Genomic DNA, 16,536 nt, shown 5'->3' on the forward strand with positions numbered 1-16,536 from the left:
GAGGACGCGGGGCCCGAGTCGTTACAGGCTCTGGCGTCGAAGCAGCAGGGCGGTGATTCGCCCCTGGCGTGCGGACGGCGGCAACGGCCTCATCAGGCTCCGGTGCGGAAGCGGCGCGCGGGCTCCACGTGACGCTGGATGGCCGCGCGGAGCGACGCCACATCCGGCCCCGCTTCGAGCACGGAGCGCGTCGCGGTGGGGATGATTTGCGCCTCGCGCCCGGCGAACAGGCCCTTGAGGTCGTCGAAGCCGGCGCCCTGCGCGCCGATTCCAGGCGTCAGCATCAGCGCACCGCCAAGTCGCTCCACGATGCCCCGGTCCGACGCGGGAAGGGTGGCCCCCATCACCGCGCCTGCGGGAAGCACGCCCGGGCCCGCCTTCTCGTTCAGCTCACGCAGGCCGTCCGCGAGGACCTCCGCCACGGTGCGCCCATCGGCACCCGTGGACGTCTGGAGCGACGTGCCCTCCGGGTTGGAGGAGCGCACGACGAGGAAGGCACAGGCGCCGGAAGCCCGCGCCCGCTCAATCGTCTTCACCAACGCGCCCAGGCCCAGGTACGCGGAGAAGGTGGCCGCGTCCGCTTCGTAGGCGCTGCCCGCGCCGAAGACGGTCTCCGCGTAGGCGTCCATGGTGGAGCCGATATCCCCGCGCTTCACGTCGAGCAGCGCGAGCGTGCCCGCCGCCTTGAAGCGCTTCATCAACGCCTGGAGGGTCTGGAGTCCCGCGGGGCCGTGGCGCTCGAAGAACGCGCTCTGCGGCTTCACCACCGCGACGCTGTCACCGGCCGCGTCCGCGATGCGCTCGCAGAAGTCGGAGAGGCCTTGCGCGGTGTCGGGCAGTCCCCAGCGCGCGAGCAGGTCCTTCGACGGGTCGACGCCGAGGCAGAACGGAGAGCGCTCATCGGCGAGCCGGGCGAAGCGCTGGGCGAAGGATTGAGGGGTCGTCACCGTTCCAGCTCCTGGGAAGCGTCAGCGCAGCCGGCGGGCGGCGGCGTCGAACAGGGGATTGGGCAGCACCTTCGCCAGCCGCGAGGGCAGGGCGAGTTGCCACGGGAAGGACAGCTCCGTGTCGCCGCGCAGGATGGCCGTGCCCATCAACTCCACTGCCGCGTCCGTCTCCATCAGGAAGGGCATCGGGAAGTGGTTGTCGGCGGTCATCTCGCTCTTCACGAAGCCCGGGTAGATGGTGGTGACGCGCACGCCGGTGCTGCTCAGGTCCACGCGCAGGCTCTCCATGAACGTGGCGAGGAACGCCTTTGAGGCGGAGTACGCCGCATGTCCCGCAAGCCCCCGGTGGCCCGCGAGGCTGGAGATGCCCACCACGTGTCCTCGGCGACGCTCCACCATGCTGGGCAGCACGGCCGTCAGCGTGGCGGCGGCGCCGGTGACGTTGGTGTCGATGATGGCGCGCACCTTGTCCCATTCCAGGCGCTTGCCATGCGTGACACCGCCGACGCCGGCGTTGGCGACGACGAGGTCCAGGCCGCCGCACTCCGAGTCGAGCTCGCGCAGGCGCTCCAGATGGGACTCCGTGCGCGTGACGTCCAGCTCCAGGGGCTCCACCGTCGCGCCCGCGGCCTGGGCCTCGGCGGCGAGGGCCTGGAGCTGCGGCATCCTGCGCCCGGCGGCGAAGACGCGCAGGCCGCGCTTGGCCAGCCACAGCGCCAACCCTCGTCCCAGGCCGCTCGAGGCGCCCGTCACCAGCGCCGTCCGGTAGCTCATCTCCGCCATGGTGTCTCCTCCTGGCTGCGTCGCTGCTTCTCGCACGGTTGACGGCGGAATTGGGACACAAAACCATGCGGGGCCTTGTCCGGTCGGCCGGGTCCGAAGGGCCAGGGTGTTGACGAGCATGCACGCGCTGGCCCTCCCGTGCGTGTCGCGCGCGGTGCCGGGCCGATGGCACGGGGCCTGCTCGTCCGCACCTTGTCTCCACGAGGAGGGACGCGCACATGACGCCCTCGAACTGCGTGCTCGCCATCGACGACGACCCCGACATCCTGCTGGCATTCAAGGACGTGCTGGAGCTGGAGGGGCACAGCGTGTTGCTGGCGCGCGGTGGGCGCGAGGCGCTGGAGCTGTTGCGCGGGGGCGCAAGGCCCTCCGTGATTCTGTTGGACTTGATGATGCCGGACGGCAACGGCTGGGAGTTCCGCGACAGGCAGCGCGCCGATGCCTCACTGGCGCCCATCCCCGTGGTGGTCATCTCCGGGCAGGGCGTGAGCGCGCGCGAGGTCGCCGCGCTCGGCGTGGACGACTACCTGCGCAAGCCCGTGGACGTGGAGCAACTGCTCGGCGCTGTCTCGCGCTACGTGCTCGACGAGGATGAACACCCTCAGCCCCTGTGAGGCGGAGGCCCGCGCCGCTCGATGGACGCGGGCCTCACTCACTCAGGCGCTCAGTGCATGCCCGAGGGCGCGCTCTCCAGCTTGGCGACCACCTGGTCCACCGAGAAGCTCGACGGACTCTGGCGCGGCGGGAACTCGCGGAAGCTCGCGAGGAACTGGGCCACGGCCTGCTGCGCTGGCACGAAGTAGAAGGCGTGGTCGATGAGCCAGCGCTGGTAGCCGACGGCGTCCTGCGAGCGCTCCAGCGGGTCGGCGCGCAAGTCGAACGCGAGCGGGGCGCGGCGGATGGTGAAGGGCTCACCCCAGGCCTCGATGCCCTTGGCGTTCTGCTCGGCGAAGACGAGCTTCATGCGCCCGTGGCGCACGGCGACCAGCTCGCCGTCGTCGCCGAAGTAGAAGAACTGCGTGCGCGCGGAGGGCCCCTTGCCGGACAGCAGCACCGTCTGGTCGTGGCCATCCAGGTGGACCTTGAAGCTCTTGTCGTTGGCCTCGTGGCCGCTCTTGAGCTTGTCCACGATGTCCGGGTCGCCCGCGGCGGCGAGGAAGGTGGGCAGCCAGTCCTCGGACGAGAACAGCTCGTTGATCTGCGTGCCGGGCTGAATCACGCCGGGCCAGCGCACGACGCACGGCGCGCGGAAGGCGCCTTCCCAGTTGGTGTCCTTCTCCCCGCGGAAGGGCGTCATGCCGCCGTCGGGCCACATGCACGTCATCGCCCCGTTGTCCGTGGTGTAGACGACGATGGTGTCCTCCGACAGCCCCAGCGAATCGAGCTTGTCGAGGAGCTGTCCCACCATGCCGTCATGCTCCACCATGCCGTCCGGGTAGAGGCCGAGCCCCGTCTTGCCCCGCGACTCCGGCTTCAGGTGCGTGTGGACGTGCATGCGCGTGGTGTTGAACCACATGAAGAAGGGTGCGTCGGACTTCTTCGAGTCCTCCAGGTAGTCCATGGCGGAGGAGAGGAACTCCTCGTCCACCGTCTCCATCCGCTTCTTCGTCAGCGGGCCGGTGTCCTCGACTTTCTGCCCGCCCTTGCCGTCCGACGTGCAGCGCAGCACGCCGCGCGGACCGAAGCGCTTCTTGAAGGCCGGGTCCTTGGGGTAGTCCGGGTTCTCCGGCTCCTCCTCCGCGTTGAGGTGGTAGAGGTTGCCGAAGAAGTGGTCGAAGCCGTGGACGGTGGGCAGGAACTCGTCGCGGTCTCCCAGGTGATTCTTTCCGAACTGCACGGTCCGGTAGCCCCGGGCCTTGAGGAGGTCGGCGATGGTCGGGTCCTCGGGCTGGAGGCCGACCTTGGCGCCCGGCATGCCGACCTTGGTGAGGCCGGTGCGGAACGGACACTGGCCGGTGATGAAGGCCGCGCGACCCGCCGTGCAACTCTGTTGCGCGTAGTAGTCGGTGAGGAGCGCGCCCTCTTTCGCCAGCCGGTCGATGTTCGGCGTGCGGTAGCCCATCACCCCGAGGTTGTAGGCGCTGACGTTCCAGTAGCCGATGTCGTCACCGAAGATGACGAGGATGTTGGGCTGCTTCTTCGCTTCCTTCTTCTTCTGTGGCGTCGCCATCGAATCCCCCAGGAGTGAATGTGGAATAGGAGTGAGCGCGGCGACCCTGGGGGACAAGGAGGAGCGGACGGGTGGACAGGCCGATGGTGCAACGGCTCGGTCCGACTTCGGCGCTCACGGACAGCTGCCTCGGCTCGGAGGGCGATGGCTCGGGTGATGGCGCGTGGCCACCTTGCGGCGTTCCGCGAGTCTCGGGTGGATGGATGCCAGGAGTCAGGCCGTGGGGGCTGTTGCTGTTTCTCCTGGTGTCGCCCCTGGCCCGGGCGCAGGACGCGCACTACTGGACGCGGCAGTTCGGCAACCGTGCGTGGCTGCTCGGCGGCGCGTTCATCTCGAATCCGGGGGACATCAGCGCCGTCTATTACAACCCGGGCGCGCTCGCGCTCCTGGCCACGCCGGAGCTGGAGCTGACGGGGACCGTCTTCGAGTCCACGAGCCTCACCGTGCGCAACGGCCAGGGCAACGGGCAGAGCCTCACCGAGTCGAGGGTCGATGTGCTGCCGTCGCTCATCGCGGGCTCGCTGCGCTGGGGCTTCCTGGGCAAGTCGCGCCTCGCCTATTCACTGCTGACCCGCCAGGGGTTCACTGCCTCGCTGGAGTCTCGCGAGCAGGGCTCGGGGACGAACCTGGGCGGGGTGCCGGGCATGGACCAGCTCGCGGCGGACGTGCGGCTGGACCAGGACGTGGGGGAGTACTGGGCGGGGCTGACGTGGTCCTTTCCCCTGGGCAAGCACGTGGGCGTGGGCGTGAGTCCGTTCGCGGCGGTGAGGGACCAGGAGACGAACATCCAGGTGCTCGCGCAGGGCTCGGGTCCCGGAGGCAGCGCGCTGCTGTCCACGCTGGGGAGGGACTTCCACCTGCGACACGTGCGGCTGCTCGCGAAGCTGGGCGTGAGCTACCAGCGCGAGCACCTGTCCGCGGGCCTCACGGTGACGACGCCAAGCCTGGCGCTGTGGGGGGAGGGAGAGTCGAGCTTCGAGCGCGCGATACTGGAGCGGGGCTTCGGGCTGTCCTCGCTGCCTGCGTCCGCCTTCGACTTCCAGGAGGGACTGGAGGCGAGGTTCCAGTCGAACTGGGCGGTGGCGCTCGGCGTGAGCGGGACGCTGGGGAGCACCTCCGTGTACCTCGCGGCGGAGGGCTTCGCCCGGGTGAAGCCCTTCACGCTGGTCGATGCCCAGGCCTTCTCTCCCCGTGACTCCCAGGAGGTCATCGACCCGGACGTCGACTTCGCGCTCGCGCCGCTGGTCAACGTGGCGCTGGGCGTGGAGCAGAGACTGGGCTCCCGGTTGCGCGCGTACCTGAGTGCCCACACGGACTTCAGCGGCGTGACGCAGACGCCGAACACGAACGCGCTGCTGTCGGGCTGGGACCTCTACCATGTGGCCACCGGCCTGCACTTCACCGTGGGCCGCTCGCGCTTCACGTTGGGCGGGAATGTGGCCTGGGGACAGCAGACCACGGAGCGCCTCGCGGACGCGCTGGAGCGCGCGGGCCTCCAGCCGCTGTCAGCGAGCCAGAAGGTCCGTTTCCTCCAGCTCAGCCTCATCATCGGCGCCAGCTTCGCGCTGGTGGAGAAGGACGAGAGTCCCGATGAGGACACCGCCGACGAGGCCCCGACGATGCGTTGACGCCGCCGCGCGCGGAGGAGACACGGCGTCGCCCTGGAGGGCCGCTTTCCGCGCGCGTGACGGGTCCCCACCTCCAGGTTCGGGCGGTTCGCGTTCATCGCGTGGCGCCGGACTGCTTCGGAAGGGCAGGTCGCCGGGAGGGCGGCGCGCATGAGCGAGGCACCAGAGCCCGGGGCGCTGCTCGACGAGGACGCGACGGTGGCCTTGCTGCTCGACCTCGCGCGGGCGCTGCACCTGTCGTACGTGCCGTCCTTCGGCGTGGAGAGTCGCGTGAGGAAGGCGGCTCGGGCCTGGGGGCTTGAGGTGGAGGTCTTCACCCTCCAGACGCTCGCGGTGACGGAGGTGCGCTCGGGTGCGGCGCGCCGGGTCGACTTCCACCGGCTGCCCTTCAATCCGCATTGGAACCTGCGCCGTGCCGCCGCGCTGCTCCTGCTGTCGGAGTCGGTTGCGCGAGGGAAGCTCACGGTAGCCGAGGCGCGCTCCGAGCTGGACCGAATCATGGCGCCGCATCGGCTGCATCCCGAGTGGCTCGTCTTCCTCGCATATGGCGTGTACGGCGCGGCGGTCGCCGCTCGCGTCGGTGGTGGCTGGTGGGAGCTGGTGGCGGCGCTCGCGGTGGGGGTGCTCGCGGGTGGCATTCACTTCGGCACGCTCAAGTCCGAGCGCATGGACCTGCAGAAGAGCTTCCTCGCCGCGTTCCTGGGGACGCTGCTCGCGTTCGGGCTGACCTTCGTGCTGCCGCGGTTCGATGCGGCACGTGCCCTCTTCGGCGGCGTGACGCTGCTCGTGCCCGCGATGGTGGTGACGCTGGGCTCGGCGGAGCTGGTGGGCGAGTCGGTGGAGGCGGGGCTCTCGCGGCTCACCTACGGGCTCTTGCGCTTCCTCATGCTGGCCGTCGGCATCGTCGCCGCTGGCACGCTCTGGGAGTTGTTCGCGCCGCTTCCGATTCAAACGCATGCGAACGCGCTGCCGCATGCCGTGGTGCTGGTCATCATCGCGGTGGGCGGGCTGGCGCTGACCGTTTGCATGTCCGCGAGGCGCCGCGATACGCCGTGGATTGTGGGCGCGGTGCTGCTGGCTTGGGGCGTCCAGGAGCTCACCAAGGGAGTGTTTGGAGACAGGGGCAGTCCACTCATCTCCGCCTTCGTCCTGGGCGTGGCGGGCCAGCTCTACAGCCGACTGCCGGAGCGGCTCCCGTCGACGCTCATCATGCCCGGACTGTTGCAGCTCGCGCCGGGCTTCATCGGCACGCGGGCCATCCTGGCGCTGCTCGGTGTGCCGGGGCAGGGCGACGACGCCCGGGTGTTCGAGCTGCTGCTCGTGGCGTTGCAGTTGGTGATGGGGCTGCTGTTCGCCTTCATGCTCGGGCTGTCGCATGACGCCCGGGAGAGCACGTGCGAGCGCACGGGGGACTCCAAGCGCGCGAAGCCGGCGGAGACGCCCCGTCACGAGTGACGGCTTCCCGTGCTCCCTCAGTGGGAAGGCGTCGAGAGGCGCTCTTCGTACCAGCGCCGCGCATCCTTGAGTTGAACGTGGGTGTCACCGGGCTTCACCTGGACCGCGCCGCTGAGGAGGCCCACCTTCGCGAAGATGAGCGCGTGCGTGCTGCCCCGCGCCGTATCCAGACGCCCCTCCAGTTCGAGCCCGTCCGCCTTCGCGTGCAGCGCGTTTATCTGGAGTCCCGCGTCGCTCATCCGCGCCTGCCCGGTGACCTCCAAGTCCTTGGCCTCCAGCAATGGGGAGAGGAACCCCGGCAGCTTCTTCTCTTCCGTGAGCAGCGCGACGAACGGGTCCGCGTTGGAGAAGTGCGCGGAGAAGTGTGCCTCCAACTCGGCGGGGTCGAGGGTCAACCGCGCCTGGGGCAAATCGAAGCTCCCGCTCCATCCCCGAATCTGGGTGTGCGGCACATCCACCGAGACGTGGTGCAGATGAACCGCCGAGCCATCCAGGCCCAGGCGCTTGCCGTGCAAACTCAGGCGCCGCGCATCGACCTCGACGGACGCCTTGCCGAGCACGCGGGCCTCCGCCCACCGTCCCTCCACGAGGTCCGAAGAGAGGTTCAGTCGCAGTCGCTGAGGCGTCTGCTGTCCGGCCGAGCTGTCCGACGCCTCCAGCGTGGCGTGACCCGACTCCACGCGGAAGGTCTTCCCCATCCACGCGTTGAGCATCCGCAGGTCCACGGGCCGACTCCTCGTCACGCGCAGCTCGTGCTTCACCTGCGTCGCCGCGTCGGGGTCATGCATCTTCCCATGCAACGTGAGCGCGACCTCCGGGACCTCCAGTACACGTCCCCCTGTGCCTTCCACGTGGACGGGAGCGAAGCGCATCCGCAGCACGCTGCGCGTCCCGGAGGCCCTGTCCTCCGTCACCTCGCCATGAACACGCCAGGGGGCACGCACGCGCGCGGAGCCCACCCTCAGCTCCAGCGGAGCCCCGCTCGCATCCACGCGGCTGCCCGCGGCCAGCTTTCCTCCCTGGATGCGCACCTCCGCGTCGAGCTGGCCGGCGCCCTCGCCCAGCAGGTCCGGGTGCTCCCGGGACACCAGCGCCCCGAGCCACGCGAGGTCCAGTACCTCCATCTTCACAGCCAGCCGCCCGTCGAACCGCTCCACCCGGCGCTTCTCTTCTCCTGCCGGTCGGACCGCATCGAGGGCCAGCTCGCTGGACACCTCCCGCACGCGCGCCACCGTCCGCCCCTCCAGCTCCAGTGCTCCGTCGGAGAGGCGGAGCGCCTCCAGCGTCACGGTGAGCCGCTGTCCCGCGACCAGGTGCACCGCGCCCTTCAGCTGTCCCGGGCCCACATAACGCACCGGCTTCAACATCAGCTCGCGCAGTTCCTCCAACTCGACGCCGCGCAGCTCGATGTCCCACGGGTGTGCGCTCGGGTGTCTGGCGGGTGCCTGCTCCAGCGCGGGCATGGGCTCCGCCCGCACGCTCACACCTCGGGCATTTACTCCGTCAGCACGCACCCGACGGGACAGGAGCGCGAACAGGGACGTGTGGGCGTCTACCTGCTCCGCGTCGAGGCGCCACGCCACGCGTGCGTCTCGCTGCTGCACGAAGAAGCCTTGGAGGTGCACGGGCCCGGGCCACAGCCACCAGCCTCTGTGCCAATCCACCTGGGTCCTCGGCGTGGCCCTGGCGAGCAGCGCGGGCACCAGGCCGACATTGAGCGCCAGGTTCAGCAGTGCTTCCAGCGCCAGCACCACCACGAGTCCCCACTTGAGGACTCGACGCCATCCACCTCGCCGCGCGCGAACTCCGGGAGGGGCGCGCGACGCCAGGGGCGCTTCGATGGACATGAAGCCCTCCCGGGCACGGCGGGTCCGTCAGGAGGTAGCCACGCGCGTGCTTCCACGCATCGCACCCGGGGGCAGCGTCACGTCCACACCCGACGAAGCCCTGGCCCCAGGAGGCGAGGCGCTGGGACTACGACAGCGCGCTCCAGTACGGCTTCATCACCTGCCGGCTCGCGGCCAGCGCTTCCTTCGCGTCCGTGTGGACGTCGCCGGTGGGGAAGCTGTCGGTGCGTCCGGCGAGCACCTCGATGCAGGCGTGCACGGACTGGGACAGGCCCTCCAGCGAGTAGCCCCCTTCGAGCAGCAGCACCAGCTTGCCGTCACAGACGCGCTCGGCGAGCGCGCGCATCGCGGAGCACATGGCCGCGAAGCCTCGCTCGGTGACGTCCATGCCGCCGATGGGGTCGTGCTGATGCGGGTCGAAGCCCGCCGACACCACCACCAATTGCGGACGGTACGCCTCCGCCACGGGCAGGAGCAGCTCCTCGAAGAGCATCCCGTAGTCCGCGTCGGAGTTGCCGCCCGGAAGACCCACGTTCACCGTGTAGCCCTCACCCGCGCCCCGCCCCACCTCGGGCGTGGCGCCGGTGCCCGGGTAGTAGGGGAACTGGTGCACCGACTGGTACATCACGTCGCGGCGCCCCCAGAAGGCCGCCTGCGTGCCGTTGCCGTGGTGCACGTCCCAGTCGAGGACGAGGACGCGCTCGGCGCCCAGCCGGCGCCCCGCCTCCGCCGCGATGGCCGCGTTGTTCAGGAGGCAGAAGCCCATGGCGCGGTCCGGCTCCGCGTGGTGTCCGGGAGGACGCACCAGGGCGAAGGCGTTGCGCGCCTGCCCCGCCATGACGGCCTCCACCGCCTGCACCGAGGCGCCCGCGGCCAGCCTCGCCGCGTCCACGCTGTCTGGAGAGACGTGCGTATCGGCGTCAATCTGGGCCTGGTGCCCGCTGAGCTTGCGCAGGCGCGTCAGCAGCTCCGGGGTGTGCACCGCCGTCAGCTCCGCGTCCGTCGCCGAGCGGGGGGCCGCCATCACCGTGCCCCGCACGGGCGCGCGCGCGAGCACCCCGAGGATGCGCTGCAGGCGCGCGGGAGACTCCGGGTGGCCCTCTCCCGGGTCGTGCTGGAGGAAGAGGGGGTCGGTCAGCAGCAGGGTGGGCTTCATCGGGTATGACCTTACGCATCCAGACGTGGAGAAGTCAGGCTCCCGCCGGGCGGAGGGGCGGACGAGGGCTCCACCCCGGTTCTTGCCCTGTCGGTGTTTCCCTCCCTACAGTGCCTCGCCTTGGCTCCGCGCTTCAAGAAACCCGGACTGCGCAGCATCCTGCTCGGCTCCTTCGCCGTGGTGCTGGCCCTCATCCTCGGGACGCTCTACTTCGTCGTCCCTTCCCGGGTGGAGGACTTCCTGGAGACGCGCCTGACGAAGCACGGCGACGACAAGGTGCACCAGGCCGCGAGGGACCTGGCGAACCAGTCCGTCTCCACGCTTCCTCCGCTGCTGGAGACGCTGCACGGCGGTGATGACGACTTCGCGGTCATCGCCGTCCTCGGCGCTGACGGCAGGATGCAGGCCGTCCACCCGCCCGGCGCGGAGGCGTGGCTGCAGAAGAACCTGCGGGAGCGACTGGAGGACAGCCCCGGCGCCCCGCTGGACGGAGCCCTCTTCGACAACGGCAATCGGGCCATCGTGCGCCCGGTCATCCTGCGCGAGGGCCCGGCCCAGGTGCTGGTGGCGGTGACCTTCTCGTCGCTGGACGAGGTCGTCACCTCGCTGCGCCACGTCGTGCTGCTGGCGTTCGGCATCGGCCTGGCGCTGTTCCTCGTGGTGGCCTTCTTCATCTCCCGCGCGTTCATCCTCGTCCCCCTGGACGCGATGATGACCATGGCGCGAAGGCTCGCGGAGGCGGACCTCACCGGCCGCGTGGACGTCAGCTCTCGCGACGAGCTGGGGTTGCTGGCGGAGGCGCTCAACCGCATCGCCCAGAGCTGGCGCGACACGCTGGGCCGGGTGCGCGGCGTGTCGGACGTGGTGGCCGGCGTCATCGAGCAGATCCACCGCACCGGCACCACCGTGTCGTCCGGCGCCAGCACCGTCCAGGCCCGCGTGGAGGAGACGTCCTCCTCCATGGTGGAGATGATGGCCTCGCTGCGCGGCATCGCCGAGAACGTGGAGGTCCTCTACCAGAGCGCCGAGGAGAGCAGCTCCTCCATCATGGAGATGGCCGCCACCAACGACGAGGTGGCGGAGAACGTCACCGCGATGGCCGCCAGCGTGGAGGAGACCACCAGCGCGATTGAAGAGATGACGTTCTCCATCAAGGAGGTCGCCAAGAACATCCAGGAGCTGTCGTCCTCCACCGAGGAGACGTCCTCGGCCATCAGCCAGATGGACGCGGCCATCGGTCAGGTGGAGGCGAACGCGAAGGAGACGGCGCGCCTGTCCGAGCAGGTCTTCGACGACGCCCAGACGGGCGTGGAGGCGCTGCGCAAGACGCTCAGCGGCATCGACCGCATCAAGGACACCAGCCGCGCGACGGCGGACGTCATCGACAGCCTGGGCCGGCGCATCTCCGAGATTGGCAACATCCTCAACGTCATCGACGACGTGGCCGAGCAGACCAACCTGCTCGCCCTCAACGCCGCCATCATCGCCGCGCAGGCCGGAGACCACGGCAAGGGCTTCGCCGTCGTGGCCGAGGAAATCAAGGACCTGGCCGAGCGCACCGGCGCGTCCACCAAGGAGATCGCCGAGCTCATCCGCAGCATCCAGGAGGAGAGCCGCAACGCCGTGGTGGTGATGAACCAGGGCGCGCGCAACGTGGACGAAGGCGTCCAGCTGGGCCGCGAGGCGGAAGGGGCGCTGCGCAAAATCAACGACAGCACCCAGAAGTCCACGCAGATGGTGAAGGCCATCGCCCGCGCCACCGTGGAGCAGGCGCGGGGCAGCAAGCAGGTGACCGCCTCGATTCATCGCATCAGCGAGACGGTGCAGCAGATATCGAAGGCCTCCAACGAGCAGGCCAAGGGCGGCGAGCAGATCATGAAGAGCGCGGAGAAGATGAAGGCGCTCACCGCCCACGTGCAGCGCAGCAGCCAGGAGCAGGCGCACGGCAGCAAGCAGATCACCCGCTCCATCGAGAGCATCAACGAGATGGTGACGCACCTGAACCGCGCCCAGAAGGAGCAGACCAAGGGCAGCGAGCAGGTGCTCAAGGCCGTGGAGACCATCAAGGGCGTGTCCGAGCACCAGACACGCTCCGTCAAGCAGCTCGAGGAGGCCATCGACAACCTCCAGCGGCAGGCGGAGATCCTCCGGGGCGAGGTGCGTCGCTTCCGCGTGTAGTAGTCGTGCGCGTCGCCCATGAATGGCTTAGGACTGGGGCGGCATGCCGACAGAGCGACAGGTGTCCGAGCGCTGGGTGGTCTTCCTGATTGGCGCGGTCCAGTTCGTCAACATCCTGGACTTCGTGATGGTGATGCCGCTGGGCCCGGACTTCGCGAAGGGGCTGGGCATCGCCTCCTCGCACATCGGCACCATCGGCGGCGCATACACGGCGGCGGCCAGTGTGGCGGGGCTCGCGGGCGGCTACTTCCTGGACCGGTTCGACCGGCGCAAGGCGCTGGCGGTGTCCATGCTGGGCCTGGTCATCGCCACGGCGGCCGGAGGGCTCGCCACGGGACTGTCCACGCTGCTCCTGGCGCGGGTGGTGGCGGGCATCTTCGGTGGGCCGGCGACGTCGCTGTCCCTGTCCATCATCGCTGACCTGATTCCGGTGGAGCGGCGGGGCAGGGCGCTGGGCGCGGTGATGGGGGCCTTCTCCATCGCCTCGGTGGCGGGCGTGCCCATGGCGTTGAAGCTGGCCGAGCACGGAGGCTGGCGGCTGCCCTTCTTCGTGGTGGCGGGCCTGGGCCTGCTGGTGGCGCTGGGCGCCATCTTCTTCCTGCCGCCGGTGCGAGGACATCTGCGGGACGGCCGGGGCCCGGTGCACACGGTGGGCGTGCTGGAGCTGCTGGGCCGCCGCGAGGTTCAGCTGTCGTACCTCATGACTGCGGTGGTGATGATGGCGGGCTTCGTCCTCATCCCCAACATCTCCGCCTACCTCCAACAGAACCTGGGCTACCCGCGCGACTTGCTGTGGCTGCCGTACTTCGTCGGCGGCATCGTGAGCTTCATCACCCTGCGCCTCACGGGGCCGCTGGTGGACCGGCTCGGGGCCTTCAAGGTCGGGACGGTGGGCTCGGTGCTGCTCCTGTTCTCCACCTACGTGGGCTTCGTGCACTACCCTCGCTGGCTGCCGATTCCGCTGCTCTTCGTGCTGTTCATGACGGCCATGGGCGTGCGCAACGTGTCCTACAACACGCTCACCTCGCGCGTGCCGGACAACCCGGTGCGCGCGCGCTTCATGTCGTTGCAGTCCGCCATCCAGCACATGGCCTCCGCCCTGGGGGCCTTCCTGAGCGCGCAGCTCCTGACGGACCTGCCGGATGGCACGCTGGGGGGAATGGGGCGGGTGGCCGCCGTGTCCATGGTCCTGTCGCTGCTGCTGCCGCCGGTGTTGTGGGTGGTGGAGCGGCAGGTCAGGTCCAAGGAGCAGGCCCGGGCGCTGGCGGTGCCTGCCGAGCAGGGCCTGGCCGTCCCCTTGTCGCCTCAGGCACACCCACACCAGTAGTGTGTGGGTCCGCCAGGGGGCCCGGTTGCCCCCCGCCCACGGTGACGGGCGGATGTCAGGATGTGTCGAGCGGTTGCGCCAGGGGGCCCGGGGCGCGATAAACCGGGCTGCTTCGGGAGCCCGTCAGGACATGTTCAACATCGGCGCAGGCGAAATGGTGCTCATCGCGGTGGCCGCGCTGCTCATCCTCGGGCCGCAGCGGTTGCCCGAGCTGGCGCGTGCCATCGGCAAGTTCATGCGGGAGTTCCGTCGCCAGACGGACGAGGTCCGCAACGTGGTGGAGCGTGAGTTCTACACCATGGACCACGAGCTGAACCGCGACCCCACCCCCCCGATTCGTCCGGGGACGGCCTTCGCGAACTCGCCTGCTCCCCAGGCCCTCCCTCCCGACGCCTCGTACGCGCTGCCCCCCGCCGCCGTCTCCGAGTCCACGGAGCCCACGCCGGAGGCGCAGCACCCCCGCGCTCCGCTGGGCATGGATGGGGTCGACGCGCCGGAGCCCGCGCCCGCGCCTGACGCGGTGGCCTCGGCTCCGCCTGAGTCCGCTGCGCCCGCCGAGCCCGTCGCGCCCGCCGAGCCGCCTACCTCCACCTCGTCATCCGCCGCCGCCGAGGGCGTGGGCGCGGATGGCCTGCCCCGACTCGCGCCGCTGCCTGGAACGGTGGCGCGCAACGCGCCGAAACGGAGCTGACCCCTGAGTTCTCAGACTGCCGCTGACTCCGACCTGCGGATGAGCTTGATGGAGCACCTGTCGGAGCTCCGCGGTCGCCTCTTCAAGTGCACCCTGGCCGTCCTCATCCTGGGGACGGTGTCGCTGCTGTTCGCCAAGCCCATCTTCGGCGTGCTGATGCGGCCGGTGCTGGACGCGCTTCCGGAGGGCAACCGCGCCCTCATCTACACGTCCGGCATCGAGGAGCTGAACGTCCTGATGAAGGTGGGCGTGTACTGCGGCATCTTCCTCACCACGCCCGTCATCCTCTGGCAGATCTGGGGCTTCGTCTCGCCCGGCCTGTTCCCGGAAGAGCGGCGCTACGCGGCGCCCTTCGTCATCTTCGGCTCGCTCGCCTTCCTCGGCGGCGCGTGCTTCTGCTACTTCGCGGTGCTGCCCTCCATGTTCAAGTTCCTCCTCAACGAGGAGGAGACGCTCGCGCTGGAGCAGCGGCTGGACACGGCCCGCCTGCGCGCGGATGACGCCCTGCGCTTCCTCCGAGTGGGCGACGCGGAGCGGGCAGGGGCGCTGGCGAAGGAGACCAGTGCCTCGCTGCGCGCGGATGGTGAAGGCCAGTCTCCGGCGCCCGAGCGGGCACCCTCGCAGTCCGTGGAGCTGAAGTCCCGGCTGGCCGGGCTGGGCAAGCTGGTGGACGCGGCGGCGGACGGCTTCGGCGTCCAGTCTCGCGGCGTGTTGCGGCAGGCGGTGGAGAAGAAGGTGGCGGCGGTGACGGCCTACGCGAAGCAGGACTACGCGGCGGCGTCGGTGGCCATGGACGAGGCGGCGAGCCTGCTGGCGGGCGTGGCCCCCACGCGCACCGAGGAGCTGTCCGGCCTGTGGAAGCTGGAGAAGGAGCTGTCCGCGGGTGAGGCCCGGCACGAGGCGGCGCGGTGGACGCGGCCCATGCTGACGATGCACGAGCAGCTCTCGCTGGTGCTGCTGCTCATCCTCGCCTTCGGCATCATCTTCGAGCTGCCGCTGGTGATGGCGCTGCTCGGCGTGGTGGGCGTGGTGCGGTCGAAGTGGCTGTTCAAGTACCAGCGCCACGCCTTCGTGGTGTGCCTCATCGCGGCGGCCATCATCACCCCGACGGGAGACGTGGTGAACCTGTCGCTGATGGCGGGGCCCATGTTGCTCTGTTACGAACTGGGCGTCCTGCTGGTGTGGTTGGTGGAGCGGCGTCGGGCCCGGAACGCGGCCGAGACGGGCATCACCCCGGTGTCATAGGGTCAGCGACCATGGTGGGCTCCCGCCGGCACTTCCGGGCCAACGTCCGATATCTGCGCGCGCTGCTGCGCCGCTTCCGCACCACCCTGGTGCTGGCGGCGGCGCTGTTCGTCGCGGGGCCGCTGTTGTTCCACTGGCGCTTCAGGGGGCCAGATGGGGCGCCCATCTCCTTTGGCGAAGCGCTGCACCACGTCTACTTCCTGCTCTACGGGCAGCCGTCGCTGCCGTACGTGCATGACTGGTTCATCGAGCTGCTGAACGTGGTGATTCCCCCGGTGGGAATCGCCCTGGTGGCGGACGGCGTCGTGCGCTTCGCCTACCTCTTCTTCGCCCGGCACAAGAACGACAAGGAGTGGATTGAAGTGGTCACCGAGACGATGAAGGGCCACGTCGTGGTGTGCGGGGCGGGGCGGGTGGGTTACCGCGTGGTGACGCAGCTTCGGGAGATGGACAAGGACGTGGTGGTGGTGGAGAAGCGCGAGGACGCCGCCTTCGTCTCCGCGCTGCGGGACGAGAACGTGCCGCTGCTCATCGACGACACGCGCAGCCCGCTGTGCCTGCCGCGCACCAACGTGAAGGTCGCGTCCGCGATTGTCTGCGCCACGGACGACGACCTGGCGAACCTCAACATCGCGCTGGACGCGCGCAAGCTGAACCCCAACATCCGCGTCGTCATCCGGCTGTTCGATGAGGACTTGAGCGGCAAGGTGCGCGACACCTTCAAGGCCGAGGCCCTGTCCAGCTCGTCGCTCGCCGCGCCCGCCATGGCGCTGGCGGCCCTGGACCCGCGCATCGTCCACTCGTTCCACCTGGGCAAGCACCTGATGGTGGTGTCGCTCTTCGAGGCGCGCGAGGGCCTGCCGGGGCTGAACGTCTCCGCCATCCGGGACCGCTTCGGTGGACTGGCGCTGTCGCTCTTGCGCGCGGGCCACGAGCAGCTCCACCCGGTGGGGGATGAAATCATCCGCGTTGGGGACGTGCTGACCGTCCAGGCCTCGTATCCGGAGTACTGCCGCCTGCGTGCCTTCGCCAACGAGTCGGAGCCGCCCATCTGGTCCCACCAGGACCCACTGACGCCGGTGTGGCCGCGCAAGCTGGGCTGAAGTCCC

13 protein-coding genes are annotated in these 16,536 nt (G+C 69.8%); 8 read left to right on the forward strand and 5 right to left on the reverse strand.

Annotation, left to right across the window (positions count from 1 at the left end):
• Positions 1-92: 92 nt before the first annotated feature.
• Positions 93-947 carry an orotidine-5'-phosphate decarboxylase gene (gene pyrF, locus ACN469_RS40405; RefSeq protein ID WP_498777187.1) on the reverse strand — a complete coding sequence of 285 codons (855 nt, stop codon included), beginning with the start codon at positions 945-947 and terminating at the stop codon, positions 93-95.
• Positions 948-968: 21 nt separating this feature from the next.
• The gene (locus ACN469_RS40410) at positions 969-1,730 is read right to left on the reverse strand and encodes an SDR family NAD(P)-dependent oxidoreductase (RefSeq protein ID WP_498777189.1); all 762 of its coding nucleotides are present in this window, start codon (positions 1,728-1,730) and stop codon (positions 969-971) included.
• A gap of 218 nt (positions 1,731-1,948) precedes the next feature.
• On the opposite strand from ACN469_RS40410, the gene ACN469_RS40415 reads away from it, so the two are divergent.
• Complete coding sequence (locus ACN469_RS40415) at positions 1,949-2,344, forward strand: response regulator (protein WP_498777191.1); 396 nt, start codon at positions 1,949-1,951, stop codon at positions 2,342-2,344.
• 50 nt (positions 2,345-2,394) lie between these two features.
• On the opposite strand, the gene ACN469_RS40420 is transcribed toward ACN469_RS40415, so the two are convergent.
• The gene (locus tag ACN469_RS40420) at positions 2,395-3,900 is read right to left on the reverse strand and encodes an arylsulfatase (RefSeq protein ID WP_498777193.1); all 1,506 of its coding nucleotides are present in this window, start codon (positions 3,898-3,900) and stop codon (positions 2,395-2,397) included.
• Positions 3,901-4,103: 203 nt separating this feature from the next.
• Here ACN469_RS40420 and ACN469_RS40425 point away from each other — a divergent pair, with 203 nt between their 5' ends.
• Positions 4,104-5,528 (forward strand): hypothetical protein, encoded by a 1,425-nt coding sequence (locus ACN469_RS40425; protein ID WP_498777195.1) that lies wholly within the window; start codon positions 4,104-4,106, stop codon positions 5,526-5,528.
• A gap of 150 nt (positions 5,529-5,678) precedes the next feature.
• The gene (locus tag ACN469_RS40430; protein ID WP_498777197.1) at positions 5,679-6,983 is read left to right on the forward strand and encodes a threonine/serine exporter family protein; all 1,305 of its coding nucleotides are present in this window, start codon (positions 5,679-5,681) and stop codon (positions 6,981-6,983) included.
• 17 nt (positions 6,984-7,000) lie between these two features.
• Here ACN469_RS40430 and ACN469_RS40435 read toward each other — a convergent pair whose 3' ends face one another.
• Both ACN469_RS40435 and ACN469_RS40440 read right to left on the reverse strand, forming a co-directional pair.
• Entirely contained in the window at positions 7,001-8,830 is a 1,830-nt protein-coding gene (locus tag ACN469_RS40435; protein ID WP_498777199.1) for an AsmA family protein, read from the reverse strand.
• 127 nt (positions 8,831-8,957) lie between these two features.
• A complete protein-coding gene (locus ACN469_RS40440; protein ID WP_498777201.1) occupies positions 8,958-9,986 on the reverse strand; it encodes a histone deacetylase family protein in 1,029 nt (342 codons plus the stop codon).
• Between the two features lie 120 nt (positions 9,987-10,106).
• Here ACN469_RS40440 and ACN469_RS40445 point away from each other — a divergent pair, with 120 nt between their 5' ends.
• The 5 genes from ACN469_RS40445 (at position 10,107) to ACN469_RS40465 (ending at position 16,530) form a co-directional block, all read left to right on the forward strand.
• Positions 10,107-12,164 carry a methyl-accepting chemotaxis protein gene (locus ACN469_RS40445; RefSeq protein WP_498777203.1) on the forward strand — a complete coding sequence of 686 codons (2,058 nt, stop codon included), beginning with the start codon at positions 10,107-10,109 and terminating at the stop codon, positions 12,162-12,164.
• 43 nt (positions 12,165-12,207) lie between these two features.
• Complete coding sequence (locus tag ACN469_RS40450; protein ID WP_498777205.1) at positions 12,208-13,491, forward strand: MFS transporter; 1,284 nt, start codon at positions 12,208-12,210, stop codon at positions 13,489-13,491.
• A gap of 130 nt (positions 13,492-13,621) precedes the next feature.
• The gene (locus ACN469_RS40455) at positions 13,622-14,182 is read left to right on the forward strand and encodes a twin-arginine translocase TatA/TatE family subunit (protein WP_498777207.1); all 561 of its coding nucleotides are present in this window, start codon (positions 13,622-13,624) and stop codon (positions 14,180-14,182) included.
• A gap of 39 nt (positions 14,183-14,221) precedes the next feature.
• Positions 14,222-15,427 carry a twin-arginine translocase subunit TatC gene (gene tatC / locus ACN469_RS40460; protein WP_498777209.1) on the forward strand — a complete coding sequence of 402 codons (1,206 nt, stop codon included), beginning with the start codon at positions 14,222-14,224 and terminating at the stop codon, positions 15,425-15,427.
• Positions 15,428-15,438: 11 nt separating this feature from the next.
• A complete protein-coding gene (locus ACN469_RS40465; protein WP_498777211.1) occupies positions 15,439-16,530 on the forward strand; it encodes a potassium channel family protein in 1,092 nt (363 codons plus the stop codon).
• Positions 16,531-16,536 lie beyond the last annotated feature (6 nt).

This window comes from Corallococcus terminator (assembly GCF_049194865.1).
Classification (GTDB): Bacteria; Myxococcota; Myxococcia; order Myxococcales; family Myxococcaceae; genus Myxococcus; species Myxococcus terminator_A.